The 26,298-nt window shown below is 70.1% G+C and carries 2 protein-coding genes (1 of these 2 only partly in view); both read left to right on the forward strand.

Features of this window, described 5'->3' with window-relative positions; all coding sequences use genetic code 11:
• On the forward strand, positions 1-23,058 hold a 23,058-nt coding region (locus ACWD02_RS41770; protein WP_451221836.1), incomplete at its 5' end, for a non-ribosomal peptide synthase/polyketide synthase.
• Positions 23,058-26,298: part of an amino acid adenylation domain-containing protein coding region (locus tag ACWD02_RS41775; protein ID WP_451221839.1), annotated on the forward strand (this coding region is incomplete at its 3' end). Its footprint extends 7,701 nt past the window's final position; the window shows 3,241 of its 10,942 annotated nt. The genes ACWD02_RS41770 and ACWD02_RS41775, both read left to right, overlap by 1 nt.

Consider the following 26,298-nt stretch of genomic DNA (forward strand, 5'->3'; position numbering starts at 1 on the left):
GGGCTTCAGCCGGTGCCGGTCGGGGTGGCGGGGGAGTTGTATGTCGCCGGCGTGGGCCTGGCCCGTGGTTATGTGGGCCGCCCGTCGCTGACGGGTGAGCGGTTCGTGGCCTGCCCCTTCGGCACTGGTGAGCGGATGTACCGGACCGGGGACCTGGCGAAGTGGAGCCCGGACGGGCAACTGCTGTTCGCGGGTCGTGCGGATGAGCAGGTGAAGGTACGCGGGTTCCGTATCGAGCCGGGTGAGATCGAAGCTGCCTTGCTCACGCATGCGGAGGTCAGGCAGGCGGTGGTGGTCGCCCGCGAGGACACCCCGGGGGACAAGCGGTTGGTGGCCTACGTGGTGCCGGCCGACACAGATGGTCTCGACCTTGATGATCTGCGTGAGTTCATGGCCGGCCGCCTGCCCGAGTACATGGTGCCGGCCGCGGTGGTGGAGTTGCCCGATCTCCCGCTGACGGTGAACGGGAAACTGGATCGGCGGGCGCTGCCGGCGCCGGAGTATGTCACCGGTGCGGGCCGGGCTCCGGCCACCGTCCAGGAGGAGATTCTGTGTGCGGCGTTCGCCGACACGCTCGGCCTCGCCTCGGTCGGCGTCGACGACAACTTCTTCGCTCTGGGCGGGCATTCGCTGCTGGCGGTGCGGTTGGTGTCTCGGGTCCGTGTGGTGTTGGGGGTGGAGGTCGAGGTCCGCACGTTGTTCGAGGCCCCCACGGTGGCCGCGTTGGCGGGGCGCCTCGCCGACGGTGCGGGACAGGCGCGTACGCAACTGCGGGCCGCAGTGCGTCCGGAGCCGGTGCCGTTGTCCTTCGCGCAGCAGCGGCTGTGGTTCCTGGCCCAGCTGGAGGGCCCCAGCCCCACCTACAACATTCCCAGCCCTATCCGCCTCCAGGACGTGGACGTCGATGCTCTGGGTGCGGCGTTGCGGGATGTGATCGGGCGGCACGAGTCGCTGCGGACGGTCTTCCCGGCCATCGAGGGCGAGCCTTACCAGCACATTCTCGACCCGGAGGACCTGGACTGGGATCTGCAGGTCTCCCATGTGGAGCCGGAGGCGCTGGCCGGGGCGGTGGCCCAGGCGTCGCAGTATGCCTTCGACCTGTCAAGTGAACTGCCGATCAAGGCGTGGTTGTTCCAGGCCGGCCAGGACGAGCAGGTGCTGTTCCTGGTCATGCACCACATTGCCGCCGATGGCTGGTCTCGCGGTCCTCTGGCTCGGGATGTCTCCACGGCTTATGAGGCGCGGCTGGGGGGTGAGGCTCCGGGGTGGGAGCCGTTGCCGGTGCAGTATGCGGATTACGCGGTGTGGCAGCGGGAGCTGCTGGGCGAGGAGTCGGACCCGGACAGTCTGCTGTCGCGGCAGGTGGAGTACTGGCGGCAGGCGCTGGCGAGTGCTCCGGAGGAGTTGGAGCTGCCGGTGGACCGGCAGCGTCCGGCGGTGGCAAGCCATCAGGGTCATCGGGTGCCGGTGCGGATACCGGTCGAGGTGCATCAGCGGATGGTGGAGCTGGCGCGGGCCGAGGGCGTGACGACGTTCATGGTGGCGCAGGCCGCGCTGGCCGTGACCCTGTCGCGGCTGGGTGCGGGCACCGACATCCCGATCGGATCGCCGATCGCGGGGCGTACCGACGAGGCCCTGGACGACCTCGTCGGACTGTTCATCAACACCCTGGTCATTCGCACCGACCTCTCCGGCGATCCGGACTTCCGGCAGATCCTGGCACGGGTGCGGGAGACGAGCCTGGCCGCGTTCGCACACCAGGACATGCCCTTCGAACGGCTCGTGGAAGAGCTGACACCCTCCCGCTCCCTGGCCCGCCACCCCCTCTTCCAGGTCTTCCTCACCCTCGAGAACACCGCCGAGGCCCGGCTCGAACTGCCCGGCGCCCACGCTCGGTCCGGGGAGCCGGCGATGGGTGACGTGGCCACGGTGGCGGCGAAATTCGATCTTGAGGTGTCGCTGTACGAGGTGCTCGACAACAAGGGGCGTCCGGCCGGGCTGCGAGGCACCTTCGTCGCGTCGGCGGACCTGTTCGAGGCTGAGACGGCCGCGCGCATGGCGAGCCGGCTCGGTCACGTGTTGGAGTCGGTGACCGCAACCCCGCACACGACCCTGCGTGCGGTGCACGTCATCGAAGCCGACGAGCGTGACGTGGTGGTGCGGCAGTGGAATGACACGGCCGTCGATGTGGTGGATGTGTCGGTGCCGGCGTCCTTCGAGCGGTGGGTGTCCGCGGCTCCGGATTCGGCGGCGGTGGTGTTTGAGGGTGTGGAGCTGACGTACGGCGCGTTGGATGTGGCGGCGAAGCGGCTGGCGAATTGGCTTCGTGGTCGGGGTGTGGGTCGTGAGTCGGTGGTAGGGCTGCGGCTGCCGCGTGGCCCGGAAATGGTCGTGGGGACTCTCGGAGTGTGGAAGGCGGGCGCGGCGTATCTGCCGATCGATGCGGCGCTGCCGGCGGAGCGGGTGGAGGTCATGCTCGTCGACGCCGGGGTGGAGGTAGTGGTTGGCGTTGAGGAGTTGGAGGCCTCTGCCGATGCGTCGGAGATGGCACCGGATGTGCAGGTTGATCCGGCCTCGCTGGCGTATGTGATCTTCACGTCGGGATCGACGGGGACGCCGAAGGGTGTGGGCGTTTCGCATGGTTCGGTGGCGAATTTGGTGTCGGTGTTTGGTCCGGTGATGGGTGCGGGTCCGGGTGTGGGGGTGTTGCAGTTCGCGTCGTTCAGTTTCGACGCCTCCGTGCTGGATGTGGCGGTGACGCTGTCGTCGGGTGCCACGTTGTGGATCGCGAGTGAGGAGCAGCGTCGGGAGCCGCGGCGGTTGAGGGAGTTGGAGGGGGTGGGGGCGGCGAGTGTGGTGCCGTCGTTGCTGGAGGTACTGGATCCGCAGGATCTGGCCCGGGTCGGCACGGTGCTGGTGGGTGCGGAGGCGGTCAGCGAGAGTGTGGCGCGGCGCTGGTCGGAGGGGCGTCGGCTGGTCAACACTTACGGGCCGACCGAGGCGACGGTGATGGTGGCTGCCGAGACGGTGGACGCTAACCGCTTGGGCGTGGTGCCGTTCGGCCGTCCGATCGCCAACACCCGTCTGTACGTGGTGGATGACTTCCTTCAGCCGGTTCCGGTCGGCGTTGCGGGCGAGCTGTATGTGGCCGGTGCCGGGTTGGCCCGTGGCTATGTGGGCCATCCGCGGCTGACGGGCGAGCGGTTCGTGGCCTGCCCCTTCGGCCCGGGTTCCGGTGAGCGGATGTACCGGACCGGGGACCTGGCGAAGTGGACTGCGGACGGGCAGTTGGTGTTCGCGGGGCGTGCGGATGAGCAGGTGAAGATCCGCGGGTTCCGTATCGAGCCGGGCGAGATCGAAGCCGTTCTGCTGACCGATCCGAACGTGACGCGGGCCGCGGTGATCGCCCGCGAGGACGGCCCCGGTGACCGCCAGTTGGTGGCCTATGTGGTGCCCAACGGCCACGAACCGGAACGGCTACGGGAACTGGTCGCCTCCCGACTGCCGGAGTACATGGTGCCCGCCGCGTTCGTGACCCTGCCGGAGCTGCCGCTGACGACCAACGGCAAGCTGGACCGCAAGGCCCTCCCGGAGCCGGAGTTCGCCACCAGCGGTGGCCGTGCGCCGGCCACGGTGCGGGAGGAGGTCCTGTGCGCCGCCTTCGCCGAGATCCTGGGCGTGGATGTCGTCGGGGTCGACGACAACTTCTTCGAACGCGGTGGCCACTCCCTGCGGGCAGTCCAGCTTGTCGAGCGGCTGCGTGCTCGCGGCGTATCGGTCTCCGTACGGGCGTTGTTCGAAGCGCCTACGCCGGCTCAGCTGGCTGCGTCCACGGGCGTTGGTTCGGTGGAGGTGCCGGAGAACCGCATCCCGGACGGTGCGGATCGGATCACCCCGGACATGCTGTCGTTGGTGGGGCTGGATCAGGAGGACATCGACCGGGTGGTCGCGACGGTCGACGGTGGGGCGGCGAATGTCGCCGACATCTATCCGCTGGCACCGCTGCAGGAAGGGCTTCTCTTCCACCACCTCCTGGCTGGCGCCGGTGAGGACGTCTATGTCGCGAACTTCGGCGTGGAGTTCGACTCGCGCAGCGCAGTGGATGAGTTCGCGAGCGCTCTGCAGCAGGTCGTCGACCGCCATGACATCTACCGCACCGGCATTGCCTGGGAGGGCCTGCGTGAGCCCGTGCAGGTGGTGTGGCGGCACGTGGACCTGCCGATCGTCGAGCACGAGATCGACCGCGATTCCGCGGAGCGGGCAGGCAGCTGGGCGGAATCTCTTGTCGGCCTGGCCGGTTCGGCGATGGACCTGGGGCGTGCCCCGTTGATGGACCTGCACGTGGCCGAGGCACCTGAGGGCCGCTGGTTGGCAGTCGTACGGATGCATCACATGGTGCAGGACCACGTCGGCATGGACGTGCTGTTGGACGAGCTGCGCGCGGTGTTGTCCGGCGCGGCCGACCAGTTGCCCCCCGCACTGCCGTTCCGCAACTTCGTCGCCCAGACGCGTGCGGTTCCCCGCGCGCGACACGAACGGTTCTTCGCCGACCTGCTCGGAGACGTCACCGAACCCACCGCCCCCTATGGGCTGTTGGACGTACGCGGAGACGGCAGCGGGATCATCGAGGCGGGCGTGCCGCTGCCCGAGGGGCTCACCGACAGCCTGCGGCGGGTGGCGCGCGAGCTGGGTGTCAGCACCGCGACAGTCCTGCACGTGGCCTGGGCGCGGGTGCTTGCCACCGTGTCAGGGCGGGACGACGTGGTGTTCGGCACGGTGCTGTTCGGCCGGATGAACGCGGGCGCCGGCGCCGACCGGGTGCTCGGCCCGTTCATCAACATGCTGCCGGTGCGTCTGCGGACCGACGAGGTCGGGGTGCGCGCGGCGGTCGAGGCGATGCGGGACCAACTGGCGGCCCTGCTGGAGCACGAGCACGCCTCGCTGGCGACCGCGCAGCAGGCCAGTGGCGTAGGTGGCGCTGTGCCGCTGTTCACGTCGCTGTTCAACTACCGCCACATCACGGGGTCGTCTCAGACCGCAACCGGCGAACAGCGGGACGAACAGCGGCCTGTGGAGGGCATCCGCACCGTCTTCGGCGAGGACCGCACGAACTATCCGGTTGGGGTGTCGGTCAACGACCGAGGCACGGGTGGGCTGAGCCTCAGCGTGGAGATGCTCGACACCCACGACCCGCTGGCGCTGGGTCGCCTGCTGCGCACCGCGACGGAGAACCTGGTCGACGCGCTCGCCGAGGTCGTGAACGGCGGCCCGGACGTCGCGCTGAGCGCGGTGGATGTGCTCGGCGTGGACGAGCGTGAGCTGTTGGTGTCGGAGTGGAATGACACGGCCGTCGATGTACCGGCCACGTCGTTGGTGAGGTTGTTCGAGGATCGGGTGGCCGCGGATCCGGGTGCGGTGGCTGTGGTCTTCGAGGGTGTGGAGCTGTCGTACGGGGAGCTGGACGCGGCGGCGAATCGACTCGCGCACCACCTGCGGAGTCGGGGAGTGGTCCAGGAGTCGGTGGTGGGGCTGTGCCTGCCGCGGAGCGTGGAGATGGTGACCGCGATCCTCGGAGTGCTGAAGGCCGGTGGGGCCTACCTGCCGGTGGATCCGGAGTACCCGGCCGAGCGGATCGCGCTGCTGCTGCAGGATGCCGCGCCGGTCGTGGTGCTGGACGACCCCAAGGCCGTCGCCCGGTGGTCAGCCGCCGACGGCCCCGGCACGGCGCCTTCGACGGCCGGTGTCGTACCGCATCCGCAGAGCGCGGCCTATGTGATCTACACGTCGGGGTCGACAGGTCGGCCGAAGGGTGTGCTGGTCTCGCACCAGGCCATCGTCAACCAGCTGGTGCGCATGCGCGACCGGTTCGGTTTCGGGCCCGGGGACCGGGTGTTGCACAAGGCCCCGATCGTCTTCGACGTGTCGGTGATGGAGCTGCTCGGCACCCTGATCTCCGGGGCAACACTGGTGGTCGCTCGCCCCGGCGGGCACCAGGACCCGGGCTACCTGGCGGATGTCATCCGGGACCAGTGCATCACCGTGGTGGGCTTCGTGCCCTCGATGCTGGATGCGTTCCTGCTGTCGGACCCGGGTGAGCTGCCGAGCCTGCGGTACGTGAGCAGCGGCGGTGAGGCGTTGCCGCTGTCCACACAGCAGCGGGCCTTCGAGGCGATGGACGGGGTGGAGCTGTTCCACCTGTACGGGCCGACCGAGACGACGATCGACGTCACCTTCTGGGCGTGCGATCCGGCCCAGGCGGAAGGCGCGGTGCCCATTGGGGCGCCGGCGGCCAACACCCGGGCCTACGTCCTGGACGACGCCTTGCGGCTGGTGCCGCCGGGGGTCAGCGGCGAGTTGTACCTCTCGGGGGTCCAGCTGGCCCGTGGCTACGTCGGCCGCCCGTCGCTCACCGGGGAACGCTTCGTGGCCTGCCCGTTCGGGCCCGGCGGGGAGCGCATGTACCGGACCGGGGACCTGGCGAAGTGGACGTCGGACGGGCAGTTGGTGTTCGCCGGCCGTGCGGATGAGCAGGTGAAGGTACGCGGGTTCCGTATCGAGCCGGGCGAGATCGAAGCCACGTTGCTCGCCCACCCGGACGTCACGCAGACCGCGGTGGTCGCCCGCGAGGACACCTCCGGGGACAAGCGTCTGGTCGCCTACGTGGTCTCCGACCGCGACGAGCTCGACCTCGAAGCCCTGCGGGCGCTCGTGGTTTCGCGGCTGCCGGAGTACATGGTGCCCGCCGCCTTCGTGACGCTGCCGGAGCTGCCGCTGACGGTCAACGGCAAGCTCGACCACAAGGCACTGCCTGCACCGGAGCACTCCACAGGGGCGGGGCGCGAGCCGGCCACCGTCCAGGAGGAGATCCTGTGCGCTGCCTTCGCCGACGTCCTCGGTCTGGAGTCCGTGGGCGTCGACGACAACTTCTTCCGGCTCGGCGGCCACTCGCTGCTCGCCGTCCGGCTGGTCTCGCGAGTCCGCGCCGTGCTCGACGTCGAACTGCCCCTGCGCTCGCTGTTCGACGCGCCGACGGTGGCCGGCCTGGCAGCGCACCTTGCCGGCACCACTGGGCAGGCGCGTACGCCGCTGCGGGCCGGGGTGCGGCCGGAGCGGGTTCCGTTGTCGTTCGCGCAGCGGCGTCTGTGGTTCCTCGCCCAGTTGGAAGGACCGAGCCCCACTTACAACATCCCCATGATGATCCCGTTGAACGGCGTGGACTCCGGGGTGCTGGAACTGGCCTTCCGGGACGTGCTCACCCGCCACGAGTCGCTGCGGACGACCTTCCCTGCGGCGGACGGCGAGCCGTACCAGCAGATCCTCGCCCCGTCGGACATGGACTGGGATCTCCAGGTCCTTCAGGCAGAGGCCGGCGAGCTCGCCGGTCTGGTCGACGAGGCGGCGCAGCACGCATTCGACCTGTCGGCCGAACTGCCCATCAAGGCGTGGCTGTTCCGGGCCGGGGCGGACGAGCAGGTCCTCATGATCGTCATGCACCACATCGCCGGTGACGGCTGGTCGACGGTGCCGCTCGCCCGGGACCTGTCGACGGCCTACGCCGCTCGGCTGGAGGGAAACACTCCCGACTGGGAGCCGTTGCCGGTGCAGTACGCCGACTACGCCCTCTGGCAGCAGGAGCTGCTGGGCGACGAGTCGGACCCGGAGAGCCTCCTGTCGCAGCAGGTGGGGTACTGGCGGCGGACGCTCGCCGGGGCGCCCGAGGAGGTGTCGCTGCCGGCCGACCGCCCGCGTCCGGCCGTCGCAGGCCACCAGGGGCACCGGGCGCCGTTGCGGATACCGGCCGAGGTGCACCAGCGCATGGCGGACCTCGCCCGGGCCGAGGGCGTGACGACGTTCATGATCCTTCAGGCCGCGCTGGCGGTGACGCTCTCACGGCTCGGCGCCGGCACCGACGTCACGATCGGCTCCGGTGTGGCCGGTCGCACCGACGTGGCGTTGGACGACCTGGTCGGGTCGTTCGTCGACACGCTGGTGATCCGCACCGACCTCTCCGGAGATCCGGACTTCCGGCAGGTCCTTCGCCGGGTACGGGAAGCGAGCCTGGGTGCCCTCGCGCACCAGGACGTGCCGTTCGAACGCCTCGTGGAGGAACTGGCGCCGGTCCGCTCCCTGGCGCGGTACCCCCTGTTCCAGGTGGCCCTGACACTGCAGAACCTCGAGCGGCCGCGGCTGCGGATGCCCGGCGTGCGGGCGGGAGCGGCCGCGGGCATCGAGGCCGCGGTGACCGCGTCCGTCAAGTGCGACGTGGACGTGATGATCGGGGAGACCTACGACGAGCACGGCCGTCCGGCCGGGTTGGTCGGGTCGGTGACCGGGGCGAAGGACCTGTTCGACGCCGCCTCGGTGGAAGCCGTCGCCGAACGGTGGAGCCGGGTGCTGGCGCTGGTGACGGCGGCCCCCGACACCCGGCTGCTCGCCGTGGACGTGCTCGGAGCCGACGAGCGCACCCTTCTGCTCGGCGGCTGGAACGACACCGCGGCCCCGGCCCCCGCCTCGACGATCGTGGACCTGTTCGCCCGACGAGTCGCTGCGGCTCCGGAGGATGTGGCGGTCGTCGGCGACGGTGTCGAGCTGTCGTACGGGCAGCTCGACGCGGCGGCCAATCGCCTGGCGCGCCATCTGCGCGATCTGGGCATCGGCCGCGAGTCGGTCGTGGCCCTGGGACTACCGCGCGGTGTCGAGCTGGTGACGGCGATCCTGGCGGTGTGGAAGGCCGGGGCGGCGTACCTTCCGGTCGACGTGGGGCTGCCCGTCGAGCGGCTGGCCTACGTGCTGGACGACAGCCGCGCCCAGCTGATCGTCGGCACCCAGGACACGCTCGGCGACCTCCCGGTCGGACGCGTGCGCATGGTCGCGATCGACGACCCGATGACCACCATGCTCGTGGAGGGCTGCGCGGACACGCCGCCCGAGGTGGAGCAGGACGCGGCGGGTCTGGCGTACGTCATCTACACGTCCGGGTCGACCGGGACGCCCAAGGGCGTCGCGCTCACCCACCGCGGGGCCGTGAACCTGGCGACGGCACAGATCCAGCGGTTCGCGGTGGAACCTGGGGCGCGCGTCCTGCAGTTCGCCTCGATCGGCTTCGACGCGGCGACCTCCGAGGTGCTCATGGCGCTGTGCTCGGGCGCCGCACTGGTCGTGGCCCCGACCGAGGAGCTGGTTCCCGGTGCCGGCCTGGTCGAGGTGGTGGCCCGGCACGGAGTGACGCACGTGACACTGCCGCCCGCCGTTCTCGCCGTGCTGGGAGCCGACGACCTCGGATCGGTGACCACGCTGGTGTCGGCCGGCGACGCCCTGGACGTGCCGTTGGTGGAGCGCTGGGCTCCGGACCGGCGGATGATCAACGCATACGGGCCGACGGAGATCACGGTGTGTGCGTCGATGTCCCGACCGCTCACGGCCGGCGACAAGCCCGTGATCGGGGCGCCGATGGCCAACACGCGCCTGTATGTGCTGGACGCGGCGCTGCAGCCGGTACCGGCGGGCGTGCAGGGAGAGCTCTACGTGGCCGGCGCCGGACTGGCACGCGGCTACGTCCGCCGGGCGTCCATGACCGGTGAGCGGTTCGTGGCCTGCCCGTTCGGTGCTCCCGGGGAGCGGATGTACCGGACCGGCGACCTGGCCAAGTGGACGACCGACGGGCAGCTGCTGTTCGCCGGCCGTGTGGACGAGCAGGTCAAGATACGCGGATTCCGCATCGAGCCCGGCGAGATCGAGGCCCTGCTGTCGTCCCACCCGAACGTCGCCCAGGCGGCGGTGCTGGCACGTGAGGACGTTCCGGGCGACAAGCGTCTGGTCGCCTACGTGGTGGCGGATGGGGACGTGACGGAGCTGCGCGAGCTGGTCGAGGGCCGGCTGCCGGAGTACATGGTCCCGGCCGCGTTCGTGCCCCTGGACGAGTTGCCGCTGACGACCAACGGCAAGCTCGACCGCAAGGCGCTGCCCGCCCCCGAGTACGTCACCGGCGCCGGGCGGGCCCCCGCCACCATCCAGGAAGAGATCCTGTGCGCGGCCTTCGCCGACATCCTCGGCCTGGGGTCGGTCGGGGTCGACGACAACTTCTTCCAGCTCGGCGGGCACTCACTGCTCGCGGTCCAGCTTGTCGAGCGGCTGCGTATCCGGGGCGTGACGGTGTCGGTACGGGCGTTGTTCGAAGCGCCTACGCCGGCCCAGCTGGCCGCGTCCACGGGCGCCGGTTCGGTGGAGGTGCCGGAGAACCGCATCCCGGACGGTGCGGATCGGATCACCCCGGACATGCTGCCGTTGGTGGGGCTGGATCAGGAGGACATCGACCGGGTCGTCGCGACGGTCGACGGCGGGGCGGCGAATGTCGCCGACATCTATCCGCTGGCACCGCTGCAGGAAGGGCTTCTCTTCCACCACCTCCTGGCTGGCGCCGGCGAGGACGTCTATGTCGCGAACTTCGGCGTGGAGTTCGACTCGCGCAGTGCAGTGGATGAGTTCGCGAGCGCTCTGCAGCAGGTCGTCGACCGCCATGACATCTACCGCACCGGCATCGCCTGGGAGGGCCTGCGTGAGCCCGTGCAGGTGGTGTGGCGGCACGTGGACCTGCCGGTCGTCGAGCACGTCCTCGAGTTCGACTCCGCCGAACCGAGGCGACGGATGGATCCCCTGGTCGCCGTAGCGGGCTCGGTGATGGATCTGCGTCGCGCGCCGTTGATGGACCTGCACGTGGCCGAGGCGACCGAGGGCCGCTGGCTCGGTGTTGTGCGGATGCACCACATGCTGCAGGACCACATGGGCATGGACGTCGTCATGCAGGAACTCCGCGCGGTGCTGTCCGGCCAGACCCAGGACCTGGCAGCGGCGCTGCCGTTCCGCAACTTTGTCGCCCAGACGCGTGCGGTTCCCCGCGAGGAACACGAGCGGTTCTTCGCCGGCCTCCTGGGCGACGTCACCGAACCCACCGCCCCTTACGGAGTGATGGACGTACGCGACGTCGGCGGCCGCTTCGTCGACGCGGGCACCCTCGTTCCCGACGAAGTCGTGGTCGGCCTGCGGCGAGTGGCACGGGAACTCGGGGTCAGTGCGGCCACGGTGCTGCACGTGGCCTGGGCCAGGGTGTTGGCGGTGTTGTCGGGCCGGGGCGACGTGGTGTTCGGAACAGTACTGCTGGGACGCATGAACGCCGGCGCCGGCGCCGACCGGGTGGTGGGTCCGTTCATCAACACCCTCCCGGTGCGCGTACCGACCGGGAAGGTGGGGGTGCGGGCCGCGGTCGAGGAGATGCGGGACCAACTTGCGGCCCTGCTGGAGCACGAGCACGCCCCGCTCGCGATCGCGCAGCGCGCCAGCGGCATAGAGCCCAACACGCCGCTGTTCACCTCCCTGCTCAACTACCGGCAGATCACCGACCCCAAGGAGAGTGCTGCCGGACAGCAGCAGGTGGAAGGCATCCGGACCGTCTTCGGAGAAGAGCGGTCCCACTATCCGCTGTCGGTGTCGGTCAACGATCGCGGGCAGAGCGGTCTGAGCGTGCTCGCGCAGACCTCCGACGTGTTCGATCCGAACGCGGTCAGCCAGCTGCTGTGCACCACGCTGGAGAGGGTGGTCGACGCGCTCACCGACGCCCTGGACGGCGGCCCGGACGCAGCCCTGTGCGCCGTGGACGTGCTGGGTGTCGCCGAACGCGAGCGGATGGTGGTGGACTGGAACGACACCGCCACGGATGTGGCGGACGCGTCGGTGCCGGAGATGTTCGAGCGACGGGTCCAGGCCGCTCCGGACGCCACGGCCATCCGGCAGGAAGGCGCCACGCTCACCTACGCGGAGCTGGACGCGCGCGTGGAGCGGTTGGCAGGTGTGCTTGCCGGGCTGGGCGTGGGCCCTGGTTCGGTCGTGGGGTTGTGCCTGCCGCGGAGCGTGGACGCCGTGGCCGGCGTCCTGGCCGTGTGGCGGGTGGGGGCCGCGTACCTGCCGATCGATCCGGCAACGCCGGCCGAGCGAGTCGGGTTCGTGCTGGCCGACAGCCGGGCGGTGACGTTGCTCAGCACCACGGACATTCTCGACTCTCTGCCCGTGGCGAGGATGCCCGTGATCGCGGTCGACGACCTCGACACGGCGCTCGTGCCCATGAGGGACCTCCTGCCGGTGTCGCCCCGCGCCGCCGAGCTGGCGTACGTGATGTACACCTCCGGCTCGACGGGAAGGCCGAAGGGCGTGGCGGTCACGCACGAGGCGCTGGCCAACTACGTGGCCTGGGCGGCCAAGACGTACGACGTGGGGCGCGGCGGAGCGGTGCTGTACTCGTCTCTGGCGTTCGACCTGACGGTGACCAGCCTGCTGGTGCCGCTCGTCGCCGGCGCGGCGATCTCGGTGAGCGAGGACGGCGGTGTCGAAGGGCTGGCCGAGATACTGCGCTCCGGCGACGGGTTCGACCTGGTGAAGGTCGTACCGGCACACCTTCCGATGCTGGCCGAGCTGCTGCCGGCCGACCGGCTGCGGAACGCCGCACGCCGCTGGGTGGTCGGCGGTGAGGCGCTCGCCGGTGACGAGGTGGCCCGCTGGCTGCCGGTGGCGCCGGAGAGCGTGGTGATCAACGAGTACGGCCCCACGGAGACGGTGGTCGGCTGCTCGATCCACGAGGTCCGTGCCGGCCGGCCCATCGGCGACACGGTGCCGATCGGGAAGCCGATCGCCAACACACGCCTGTACGTGCTGGATGAAGGTCTTGCGCCGGTACCCGTCGGGTCTCCGGGGGAGCTCTACGTCGCGGGAGCGGGCCTGGCACGCGGCTACGTGGGCCGCCCGTCGATGACCGGCGAGCGGTACGTTGCCTGCCCGTTCGGCTCCGGAGACCGGATGTACCGCACCGGGGACCTGGCCAAGTGGAGCGCCGAGGGCGAGCTGCTGTTCCTGGGACGCTCCGACGAGCAGGTGAAGGTCCGCGGGTACCGCATCGAACCAGGTGAGATCGAGGCGGTCCTGCACTCGCATCCCGGCGTGGCCAGGGTGGCGGTCGTCGCGCGCGAGTATGCCGCGGGCGACACCCGGTTGGTGGCCTACGTCGTCCCCTCCGACAGTGACGCCACGTCCGTCGACGGCGACGACCTGAGGGAGTTCGTCGGACGGCAGGTGCCGGACTACATGGTGCCGGCGGCCGTGGTGGCGCTGCCGGAGTTGCCGCTGACGGCGAACGGCAAGCTCGACCGCAAGGCGCTCCCCGCCCCCGACTTCGCGACCGACGCCGGTGCCGGGCGCCAGGCGGCGACCGTCGAGGAGGAGATTCTCTGCGGAGCCTTTGCCGAAGTGCTGGGGATCGAGACCGTGGGGGTGGACGAGAGCTTCTTCGAGCTCGGTGGGCATTCCCTGCTCGGCGTCCGGCTGATCTCGCGTATCCGCGCTCTGCTTGGCCGGGAACTGGCGCTGTCCGTCCTCTTCGAAAGGCCGACGGTCGCCGGGATCGCGGCCTCGCTCGCCGAGGACGGCGCGGACGAGGTGCGGCCGGCGCTGACCGCGGGCGCACGTCCGGACCGGGTGCCGCTGTCGTTCGCCCAGCGGCGGTTGTGGTTCCTCGGCCAGTTGGAGGGCCCAAACCCCACCTACAACATGCCGATACCGATTCGCCTGAGCGGCGTGGACGCCGAGGCGCTGGGCGCGGCGCTGCGGGACGTCGTCGCCCGTCACGAATCGCTGCGGACGATGTTCCCGGTCGCGGACGACGAGCCGTACCAGCACGTCCTGGATGCCCAGGACCTGGACTGGAGGTTGCAGGTCCGTCAGGTCGAGCACGGCGAACTCGCGGACGCCGTGGACCGGGCGTCGCGCCACGCCTTCGATCTGTCGACCGAACTGCCCATCCGGGCATGGCTGTTCCAGGCCGGGCGGGACGAACAGGTGCTCCTGATCGTCGTGCACCACATCGCATCCGACGGGTGGTCCGATGGACCGTTGGCGCGGGACCTGTCGACCGCGTACGCGGCGCGGCTCCGTGGTGCGGAGCCCGACTGGGAGCCGTTGCCGGTGCAGTACGCCGACTACGCCCTCTGGCAGCGCGAGTTGCTCGGCGAGGAGTCGGATCCCGACAGCCTGCTCTCGGCACAGGTCGACTACTGGCGGCAGACGTTGGCCGGCGCTCCCGAGGAGCTGACGCTGCCCACGGACCGGCCCCGCCCGGCGGTGTCCGGCCACAGCGGGCATCAGGTCCCGCTGCGCATACCGGCCGAGGTGCATCAGGAACTGGTCGACCTCGCCCGGGCCGAGGGCGTGACGACCTTCATGGTCCTGCAGGCGGCACTGGCCGTGACCCTGTCGCGGCTCGGCGCCGGCAACGACATCCCCGTCGGGTCGGCCGTCGCGGGCCGCACCGACGAGGCATTGGACGAGTTGGTCGGGTTCTTCGTCAACAGCTTGGTGATCCGCACGGACCTGTCCGGGGATCCGGAGTTCCGACGGGTGTTGGGCCGGGTGCGAGAGTCCGGACTCGGTGGGTTGGCCCATCAGGACGTGCCGTTCGAGCGGCTGGTGGAGGAGCTGGCGCCGGAGCGGTCGCTGGCACGGCATCCGCTGTTCCAGGTCATGCTGACCGTGCAGAACACCGAGCGTGCCGCGCTGGAGCTGCCCGGCGCTCGCGCCGCGGCGAGGGCGCCGGTGGTCGGCAGCGCGGACACCGTGCCGGCGAAGTTCGATCTCGAGCTGTCGCTGGCGGAGGTCTTCGACGACGAAGGGCGGCCGTGCGGGCTCCGCGGCGGACTGACCGCGTCCGCAGACCTGTTCGACGTCCCGACGGCCGGGCGCATGGCCGAGTGGTTCGGCCAGGTGTTGGAGCAGGTGGTGGCGGTTCCGGGGGTCCGGTTGTCTGCGGTGGGGGTGCTTGGTGCCGGGGAGCGGGATCGGGTGGTGGTGGAGTTCAACGACACCGCCTCGGGTGCGGCCGGTTCTTCGGTGGTGGAGTTGTTTGAGCGGCGGGTGGCGGCTGACCCGGATGGGGTTGCGGTGGTTGCCGATGGGGAGCAGCTGACCTACGGGGAGTTGGGTGCGGCGGCGAATCGGCTGGCGCATTGGCTTCGGGGTCGGGGTGTGGGTCGTGAGTCGGTGGTGGGGCTTGGGTTGCCTCGGGGTGTGGAGATGATCGTCGGGATTCTGGGGGTGTGGAAGGCGGGGGCGGCGTATTTGCCGATCGATTCGGCGCTTCCGGTGGAGCGGGTGGAGTTCATGCTCGCTGATGCCGGGGTGAGTGTGGTGGTGGATTCGGGCGATCTGGAGCGGCTGTCGGAGGTCCCGGAAATACCGGTGGGGCTGGACATTGATCCGGCGGGGTTGGCGTATGTGATCTATACGTCGGGTTCGACGGGCGTACCCAAGGGTGTGGCGGTGACGCATGGGTCGCTGGCCAATTACGTGTCGTCGGTGTCCGAGCGGCTTGGTTGGACGATGCCGGGGGCGAGGTATGCGCTGTTGCAGGCGCAGGTGACGGACCTGGGTAACACGGTGGTGTTCTCCAGCCTGGCCACGGGCGGTCAACTCCATGTGCTGGATGAGGAGTCGGTGACCGATCCGGATGCTGTGGCGGAGTATGTGGCCGGGCAGGGTATTGATGCGTTCAAGGTGGTGCCGTCGCATCTGCAGGCGTTGACGTCCGCGGCGGGTATCGAGCCGCTGCTTCCTGCTGGTTCCCTCGTCCTGGGCGGCGAAGCCGCCGGCCCTGGCTGGGTGCGAGAACTGGTGGTTGCTGCCGGGGGCCGGCGGGTGTTCAACCACTATGGTCCGACGGAGACGACGATTGGTGTCGCTACCGCCGAGCTGACGCGGGAGTTGGTGGCTGGTGGCGTGGTGCCGGTCGGCACTCCGATCGCCAACACCCGCCTGTTCGTGCTGGATGACACCCTCCAGCCGGTGCCGGTCGGGGTGACCGGTGAGTTGTATGTCGCCGGTGCGGGGCTGGCCCGCGGGTATGTGGGTCGGCCGTCGCTGACAGGTGAGCGGTTCGTGGCCTGCCCCTTCGGCCCTGGTTCCGGTGAGCGGATGTATCGGACCGGGGACCTGGCCAGGTGGACGTCGGATGGGCAGGTGGTGTTCGCGGGTCGTGTGGATGAGCAGGTGAAGGTGCGCGGGTTCCGCGTCGAGCCCGGTGAGATCGAGGCCACCCTGCTTACCCATCCGGACGTGGTCCAAGCGGCGGTCGTGGCCCGCGAGGACACGCCCGGCGACAAGCGCCTGGTCGCCTACGTCGTGGCGGCGGATGGTGGCGAGCCCGAGGGCCTGCGGGAGTATGTGGCGGCGCGGCTGCCCGACCACATGGTTCCGGCTGCCGTCATCGCGCTGCCGGAGCTGCCGCTGACCGCCAACGGCAAGCTCGATCGCAAGGCTCTGCCCGCCCCCGAGTACGCCGCCGGCATGGGGCGCGTCCCGGCCACACCCGAGGAAGTGGCGCTGTGTGCGGCGTTCGCCGAGGTGCTGGGCCTGGAATCGGTCGGGGTCGACGACAACTTCTTCGAACTCGGCGGGCATTCACTGCTGGCGGTCCGACTGGCGTCCCGCATCCGCGTCGCCCTCGGAGTGGAGCTGTCGCTGCGTTCGCTGTTCGAGGCGCCGACCGTGGCCGGGTTGGTCTCCCGCATCGCGGGAGCCGGGTCCGAGCCTGTGCGGCTGCCCCTGCGGGCCGGGGTACGTCCGGAGCGGGTGCCGTTGTCGTTCGCGCAGCGGCGACTGTGGTTCCTGGCTCAACTGGAGGGCCCCAGCGCGACGTACAACCTGCCGACGATGATGCGGTTGAACGGCGACGTGGATGCCGACGCGGTGGGAGCAGCGCTGCGGGACGTGATCGTCCGGCACGAGTCGCTGCGGACGATGTTCCCGCAGGCGGACGGCGATCCGTACCAGCAGATCGTGGATCCGCACGAGCTGGACTGGGAGCTGCCGCGGGTACAGGTGACGTCCGAAGGGCTGGCGGAAGCGGTGGCTCAGGCGTCGGGGCACGCCTTCGACCTCTCCGCCGAACTGCCGATCCGTGCCTGCCTGTACCAGGCCGGGCCGGACCAGCAGGTGCTGTTGATCGTGGTGCATCACATCGCCAGCGATGGCTGGTCGCGTGGTCCGTTGGGCCGTGACCTGTCGACCGCGTACTCGGCGCGGCGGCGCGGTGAGGCCCCGGTGTTCGAGCCGCTGCCGGTGCAGTACGCCGACTACGCCTTGTGGCAGCGTGAGTTGCTGGGTGAGGAGTCGGATCCGGAGAGCCTGCTGTCGCGGCAGGTGGAGTATTGGCGGCGGACGCTGGCCGGCGCTCCGGAGGAGTTGACGCTGCCGGCCGACCGTCCGCGACCGGCCGTGGCGAGCCATGTCGGGCACGAGGCGCCGATGCGTATATCCGGCGAAGTGCACGAGCGGCTGGTGGAGCTGGCGCGGACCGAGGGCGTGACGACGTTCATGGTGGTGCAGGCCGCGCTGGCGATGACGCTGTCGCGGCTAGGGGCCGGTACCGACATCCCGATCGGCTCCGCTGTGGCCGGCCGTACCGATGAGGCACTGGACGACCTCGTGGGGTTCTTCGTCAATACGCTGGTCATCCGCACCGACCTTTCCGGGGACCCGGAGTTCCGGCAGGTTCTGGCGCGGGTGCGGGAAGCCGGACTCGGTGCCCTCGCGCACCAGGACGTGCCGTTCGAGCGGCTGGTGGAGGAGCTGGCGCCGTCCCGCTCGATGGCGCGGCACCCGCTGTTCCAGGTGATGCTGACCGTGCAGAACACCGAGAACACATCGCTGCGACTGGCCGGCGCCGAGCAGGGCCTCGCCAGGCTGGACGAGTCGAGCATGGCGTCGGTGGTGCGGTTCGACCTCGACGTCACCCTGTGGGAGACCTACGACGAACGGGGGCTTCCCGCAGGACTTCACGGCTCGGTGAACGCGTCGTCGGATGTGTTCGACGCGGGCACGGCCGAGGTGATCGGGCAGCGGCTGGTGCGGGTGCTCGAACGCGTCACCGAGGCAGCGGACGTACGGCTGCATGAGGTGGATGTGCTGGACGCCGGCGAGCGGGCGCGGGTGCTGACCGAGTGGAACGACACGGCTGTGCCGGTGGAGTCCGCGACGTTGCCGGGGCTGTTCGCGGAGCGCGTGCGGCGGTCACCGGACGCGGTGGCGGTGGTGTTCGAGGGTACGCAGCTGTCGTACACGGAGTTGGACGTGCGGGCGGCGGGTGTGGCCCGGCACCTGATCGACCAGGGAGTGGGTGCGGGCTCGACGGTAGCGGTGATGTTGGAGCGCGGTGTCGAGCTGGTGGTGGCGTTGTGGGGGGTGCTGAAAGCGGGGGCGGCGTATCTGCCGGTCGATCCGGAGTATCCGGCCGAGCGGATCGCGCTGCTGCTCGAAGACGCGGAGCCGGTGGTGGTGCTTGACGACCCGCAGGCCGTGGCGGAGTGGTCGGTCGCGGATGGCGGGATTCCCGGGCCGGTGCCTCCGGTGCCGGACCCGCGGGATGTCGCGTACGTGATGTACACGTCGGGGTCGACGGGGCGGCCCAAGGGTGTGGCGGTCTCCCACGAGAGCATCGTGAACCGGCTGTCGTGGATGGGGGATCGCTATCGACTGGGCGTCGGGGACCGCGTGCTGCACAAGACGCCGACCGTGTTCGACGTGTCGGTGTGGGAGCTGCTCGGCACCCTGCTCTGGGGAGCCACGCTGGTGGTGGCTCGTCCCGGTGGCCACCGCGACCCGAGCTACGTGGCGGAGGCGATCCGCGAGTACCGCGTGAGCATGGTGCATTTCGTGCCCTCGATGCTGGATGCCTTCCTGCGGACGGATGCGGGTGATCTGCGGGAGCTGCGGCACGTGGTGTGCAGTGGTGAGGCGCTCCCGTTGTCGACGCAGACGCGGTTCCATGCCGCCTTCGCCGGGGTGGAGTTGCACAACCTCTACGGTCCGACCGAGGCGGCGGTGGATGTCACCGCCTGGGCCTGTGACCCGGCGCAGAGCGCCGGTTCGGTGCCGATCGGGGCACCGGTGGCCAACACGCAGGTGTTCGTCCTCGACCACTCTCTGGCACCGGTGCCGCCGGGCGTGGCCGGGGAGTTGTATCTGGCCGGGGTGCAGTTGGCCCGCGGCTACGTCCGGCGCGCGGGCCTGACCGCGGAACGCTTCGTGGCCTCTCCCTTCGGTCCTGCGGGGCAACGGATGTACCGCACCGGCGACCTGGTGAAGTGGACCTCGGGCGGGCAGTTGGTCTTCCTCGGCCGGGCCGACGAGCAGGTCAAGGTCCGTGGCTTCCGCATCGAGCCGGGCGAGATCGAAGCCGCCCTGCTGGAGCACCCGGACATCGCGCAGGCCGCGGTGATCGCCCGTGAGGGCACCCCGGGCGACAAGCAGCTCGTCGCCTACGTCGTGTCAGCCGATCCTGGGGGCGACGGCGGTTTTGACGCCCTACGGGTGTTCGTCGCTGAGCGGTTGCCCGAGTACATGGTCCCGGCAGCCTTCGTGTCGCTGACCCAGCTGCCGCTCACCGTCAACGGCAAGCTCGACCGCAAGGCGCTGCCCGCGCCGGAGTACCGCAGCGGCGGGGGCAGGGCGCCGGCCACCGTCCAGGAAGAGGTTCTGTGCGGGGCGTTCGCCGAGGTGCTCGGGATGGAGTCGGTCGGGGTCGACGACAACTTCTTCGCCCTTGGCGGCCACTCCCTCCTTGCGGTGCGGCTCATCTCGCGGATCCGCGCCGTACTCGACGTCGAACTGCCCCTGCGGGCCCTCTTCGAGGCCCCGACCGTCGCCGGGGTGGCCGCGTGCGTGGCCGGGCCCGGAACGGACCGGACCCGCACCGCGCTGCGGGTGGCGGCGCGGCCGGAGCGGGTGCCGTTGTCGTTCGCGCAGCGGCGGCTCTGGTTCGTGGCCCAGTTGGAGGGCCCCAGCCCCACCTACAACATCCCGGTGTCGGTCCGCCTGACCGGCGGCGTGGACGTGGCTGCCCTGGGCGCGGCGCTGCGGGACGTGATCGTGCGGCACGAGTCGCTGCGGACGATCTTCCCGGAGGTGGACGACGAACCCCGTCAGCAGGTCATCGATCCGCAGGACCTGCGCTGGGAACTGGAAGTCACCCCGGTCGCACCCGGGGCACTCGCCGGAGCTGTGGCCCAGGCGTCGCGCCATGCCTTCGACCTGTCGACCGAGCCGCCGATCCGGGCGTGGCTGTTCCAGGCCGGCCCCGACGAGCAGGTGCTGCTCGTCATCATGCATCACATCGCCTCCGACGGGTGGTCGGAAGGACCGCTGGCGCGGGACCTGTCGAGCGCGTACGCGGCGCGGCTGCGCGGCGAGGAGCCCGACTGGGAGCCACTGCCGGTGCAGTACGCCGACTACACCCTCTGGCAGCGTGACGTGCTGGGCGACGAGTCGGACCCCGACAGCCTGCTCTCGGCACAGGTCGACTACTGGCGGCGGACCCTCGCCGGCGCTCCGGAAGAGCTGACGCTGCCGACCGACCGGCCGCGCCCCGCGGTCGCCACCCAGCGCGCCCACCGGGTGCCCCTCGACGTGCCCGCCGCCGTCCACCGTCAGCTGGTCGACCTGGCCCGCGCCGAGGGCGTGACGACGTTCATGGTCCTGCAGGCCGCCCTGGCGGTGACCTTGTCGCGCATGGGAGCCGGCCATGACATCCCCATCGGGTCGCCGATTGCGGGACGCACCGATGAAGCGCTGGACGACATGGTCGGGTTCTTCCTCAACACACTGGTGATCAGGACCGACCTGTCCGGAGATCCCGAATTCCGGCAGGTGCTCGGCCGGGTACGGGAAGCGAGCCTGGGTGCCCTCGCGCACCAGGACGTGCCGTTCGAGCGGCTGGTGGAGGAACTGGCACCGTCCAGGGCGCTGGGACGCCACCCGCTGTTCCAGGTCATGCTGACCCTGCAGAACAACCGGCGCACGACCCTCGACCTGCCCGGACTGCGCACCGGCGGCGCAGGAACCGTACTCGACGAGGCCGCATCGGCACCGGGCAGGTACGACTTCTTCGTGTCGATCGCGGAAGTGCTCGACGAGCACGGCCGCCCCGCCGGACTGCGCGGCGGCGTGACCGTCACGGCCGACCTGTTCGACGAACCGGCCGCGGGGCGGATGGCCGCACGGTTCCTGCGGGTGCTCGAGGCCGTCAGCGCGGCACCGGACCTGCCGCTGCACGCGGTGGACATCCTGGACGGGCACGAGCGCGATCTGGTGCTGGACGGCTGGAACGGCACCGAGGGAACCGCTCCCGAGTCGACGGTCGTCGACCTGTTCCAGCGACGGGCGGCGGCCGGCCCCGACGCCATCGCCGTGGTGGCGAACGGCGCCGAGGTGTCGTACGGCCGGCTCGACGCCGCCGCGAACCGGCTCGCCCACCATCTGCGCAGCCTCGGGGTCGGTCCCGAGACCGTGGTGGGTCTGTGCCTGCCGCGCGGTCTCCAGATGATCACGGCGATCCTGGCGGCCTGGAAGGCCGGCGCAGCGTATCTGCCCATCGACGCCCAACTCCCTCCCGACCGCATCGCCTTCATGCTCGCCGACAGCGGCGCGCGGGTGCTGCTCACCGCCGCCGAGGCCGCGGTACCGGTCGAGACACCGCCCGGCGTGGCGACCGTGACACTGGACGACCCGGACCTGCCGGCCGCATACCCTGAGGACGCGCCGCCGGTGACGTCCCATCACGCGCAGCTCGCCTACGTGATCTACACGTCGGGTTCGACGGGCGTACCCAAGGGCGTGGCGGTCACCCACGGCGGTCTTGCCGGGTACGTGGCTTCGGCGTCGGGCCGCCTCGACTGGTCGGAACCGGGGGCGCGGTACGCCCTGTTGCAGCCGCAGGTGACGGACCTCGGCAACACGGTCGTGTTCACCAGTCTGGTCACCGGCGGTCAACTCCACGTGCTGGACGAGGCCACGGTCACGGATGCCGAAGCGGTCGCGGACTACCTGGTCGAGCAGCGCATCGGCTTCGTCAAGGCGGTGCCCTCGCACCTGGCAGCACTGAGCTCCGCCGCCGGGCCCGAGGCGGTACTGCCCGGCAGCTCGCTGGTGCTCGGTGGTGAGGCAGCGTCGGCCGAGTGGGTGGGCGAACTGCTGCGAGCGGCAGGGAACCGGCAGGTCCACAACCACTACGGGCCGACCGAGACCACGATCGGAATCGCCACCACGCAGCTGACCGCGGACAAGGTCGACGGCGGTGTGGTGCCGATCGGCACACCGCTCGACGGTACCCGCGTGTTCGTCCTGGATGACGACCTGGCGCCGGTGCCGGTCGGCGTGACCGGCGAACTGTACGCCGCCGGCGTCCAGGTTGCCCGTGGCTACGTGAGCCGCCCCGGGCTGACCGGTGAGAGGTTCGTGGCCTGCCCGTACGGTCCCGCGGGGACGCGGATGTACCGGACCGGCGACCTGGTGAAGTGGACGTCCGACGGGCGACTGGTGTTCGTCGGCCGGGTGGACGAGCAGGTCAAGGTCCGTGGCTTCCGCATCGAACCCGGCGAGGTCGAAGCTGCACTCCGCAGCCATCCCGGCGTGGACCGGGCCGCGGTGATCGCCCGAGAGGAGATCCCGGGAGACGCCCGCCTGGTCGCCTACGTCGTCCGCGCCGACAGCGCCGACAGCACCGATACCCCAGGCGGCCCGGGCGAGGAAGGCGGCGAGGGCGGCCTCCACCAGCACCTGGCCCGATTGCTGCCGGAGTACATGGTGCCCGCCGCGATCGTCACCCTCCCCGAACTACCACTCACCGCTGCCGGAAAACTCGACCGCAAAGCCCTGCCCGCCCCCGACCACCCGGCGGACCGCGCGAACCGGCGCGAGCCCGCCAATGAGAACGAAGCGCTCCTCTGCGAGTTGTTCGCCGAAGTGCTCCAGCACGAGTCGGTCGGGGTCGACGACAGCTTCTTCGAACTCGGCGGCCACTCCCTGCTCGCCATCAGTCTGCTTTCTCGCATCCGAGCGAGGCTCGGTGTGGAAGTCAAGGTCAGAACCCTCTTCGAGGCACCTACCCCGGCGGCGCTCGCCGCGAAGTTGAGCTCCGAGAAGTCGACGACTCGACCCGCTCTTCGTCCGATGCGTAAGGAGAACCAGTGATGATTCCGTTGTCCTTCGCGCAGCGGCGACTGTGGTTTCTGGCCCAGCTCGAGGGCCCGAGCCCGACCTACAACGTGCCGCTGACCGTCTCGCTCAGTGGCAACCTGGACGTCGAGGCGCTGGGCGCCGCGCTGCGTGACGTCGTCATCCGGCACGAGTCGCTGCGTACGCTCTGCAAGGTCTCCGACGGCGAGCCCTACCAGCACATCGTGGCCCCCGAGAACCTCGACTGGGACATGCAGGTGCGGCACGTCGCGCCCGCCGAGCTGGCGGCCGCCGTGGACGAGGCCGCCTGGAGCATCTTCGACCTGGCCGCCGACCTGCCGATCCGCGCCTGGCTGTTCCAGACGGACGACCGGCCGGACGACGGCCTCCTGGTTGTCCTGGTCCACCACATCGCCGGCGACGGCTGGTCGATGGCGCCACTTGCCCGCGACGTTTCTCGGGCGTATGCGGCGCGGCGGGGTGGTGAGGCTCCGGTGTTCGAGCCGTTGCCGGTGCAGTATGCGGATTACACGTTGTGGCAGCGGGAGCTTTTGGGTGAGGCGTCGGATCCGGGGAGTCTGCTGTCGCAGCAGGTGGAGTACTGGAAGGGGGCGTTGGCGGGTGCGCCGGAGGAGTTGGTGCTGCCGGTGGATCGGCCGCGTCCTGCGGTGATCGGTCATCGTGGGCATCGGGTGCCGGTGCGGGTGTCGGCGGAGGTGCATCAGCGGCTGGCGGAGTTGGCGCGTGCGGAGGGTGCGACGCCGTACATGGTGTTGCAGGCGGCACTGGTGGTGTTGCTGTCGCGGCTGGGTGCCGGCAGCGACATCCCTATCGGGACGCCGATCGCGGGTCGTACCGACGAAGCGATGAATGACTTGGTCGGGTTCTTCGTCAACACCTTGGTGATCCGTACGGATCTGTCAGGGGATCCGGAGTTCCGGCAGGTCCTGGCGCGGGTGCGGGACGCCAGCCTGGACGCCCTGGCCCATCAGGACGTGCCGTTCGAGCGGCTGGTCGAGGAGACTGCGCCGACGCGGGTGCAGAGCCGTAACCCGTTGTTCCAGGTGATGCTCACCATGCAGAACACGCGGCGTTCTGCGCTGGATCTGGGTGAGGTGAGGGCGGCTTCGGCCGGTGAGGTGCTGGGTGTGCGGTCGCCGGTGGATGAGGCGACGACTGTCCCGGTCAGGTTGGATCTGCATCTTGCGGTGGGGGAGTCGTTTGATGGGGACGGCCGGCCCGCGGGGTTGCGGGGGGCGGTCATGGCGTCGACGGATCTGTTCGACCTGAGCACGGTGCAGGGGATTGCTGAGCGCCTGGTGCGGGTGTTGGAGCAGGTGGTGGCGGTTCCGGGGGTGCGGTTGTCTGCGGTGGGGGTGCTTGGTGCCGGGGAGCGGGATCGGGTGGTGGTGGAGTTCAACGACACTGCGGTGGAGGCGGAGTCGTCGTCGGTGGTGGAGTTGTTTGAGCGGCAGGCTTTGCTGGATCCGGTTGCGGTGGCGGTGGTTGCCGGTGGTGAGTCGTTGACCTTTGGGGAGTTGGGTGCGGCGGCGAATCGGCTGGCGAACTGGCTTCGGGGGCAGGGTGTGGGTCGTGAGTCGGTGGTGGGGCTTGGGTTGCCTCGGGGTGTGGAGATGATCGTCGGGATTTTGGGGGTGTGGAAGGCGGGGGCGGCGTATTTGCCGGTCGATTCTGAGCTGCCGGTGGAGCGAGTGGAGTTCATGCTCGCTGATGCCGGGGTGGATGTGGTGGTCGGTGCGCAGGAGTTGGCGTGGTCGGTGGACGCTTCGGACGCGTTGCCTGGGGTGGCGGTGGAGTCGGCGGGGTTGGCGTATGTGATTTATACGTCGGGTTCGACGGGCGTACCCAAGGGTGTGGCGGTGACGCATGGGTCGCTGGCCAACTACGTGTCGTCGGTGTCGTCGCGGTTGGGTTGGGTGGTTCCGGGGGCGAGGTATGCGCTGTTGCAGGCGCAGGTGACGGATCTGGGTAACACGGTGGTGTTCTCCAGTCTGGCCACGGGTGGTCAACTCCACGTGCTGGACGAGGAGTCGGTGACCGACCCGGATGCTGTGGCGGAGTATGTGGCCGGGCAGGGTATTGATGCGTTCAAGGTGGTGCCGTCGCATCTGCAGGCGTTGACGTCCGCGGCGGGTATCGAGCCGCTGCTTCCTGCTGGTTCCCTCGTCCTGGGCGGCGAAGCCGCCGGTCCTGGCTGGGTGCGAGAACTGGTGGTTGCTGCCGGGGGCCGGCGGGTGTTCAACCACTATGGTCCGACGGAGACGACGATTGGTGTCGCCACTGCCGAGCTGACCGGGGAGTTGGTGGCTGGTGGTGTGGTGCCGATCGGTGCCCCGATCGCCAACACCCGCCTGTTTGTGCTGGATGACACCCTCCAGCCGGTGCCGGTGGGGGTGACCGGTGAGTTGTATGTCGCCGGTGCGGGGCTGGCGCGGGGTTATGTGGGTCGGCCGTCGCTGACGGGTGAGCGGTTCGTGGCCTGCCCCTTCGGCGTCGGTGAGCGGATGTATCGGACCGGGGACCTGGCCAGGTGGACGTCGGATGGGCAGGTGGTGTTCGCGGGGCGTGTGGATGAGCAGGTGAAGGTGCGCGGGTTCCGTATCGAGCCCGGTGAGATCGAGGCCACCCTGCTTACCCATCCGGACGTGGTCCAGGCGGCGGTCGTCGCCCGCGAGGACACGCCCGGCGACAAGCGCCTGGTCGCCTACGTCGTGGCGGCGGACGGCGATGAGCCAGAGGGCCTGCGGGAGTTCGTGGCGGCGCGGCTGCCCGATCACATGGTTCCGGCTGCCGTCATCGCGCTGCCGGAGCTGCCGCTGACCGCCAACGGCAAGCTCGACCGCAAGGGGCTGCCTGCTCCTGAGGAGTCGGGTGGTGGTGTCGGTCGGGCGCCGGCGAACGAGACCGAGGCTGCACTTTGCGAGATCTTCGCGGAGGTGCTGGGTCTGGAGTCGGTCGGCGCCGATGACAGTTTCTTCGAACTCGGCGGGCACTCGCTGCTGGCGATCCGGTTGCTGTCGAGAATTCGTGGCCGGCTGGCCGCGGAGGTCAAGATCAGGACGCTGTTCGAGGACCCGACACCCGCCGGCCTCGCGGCCGGGTTGGCGCGTGCGACGGGTACCGCGCCAGTTCAGGTGCCCGACAATCTGATACCCGCCGACGCAGAGCAGATCACGCCGCAGATGTTGCCGCTGGTGGAGCTGGAGCAGGCTGAGATCGACCGAGTGATCGCGA

Source organism: Streptomyces sp. NPDC002853, assembly GCF_053591915.1.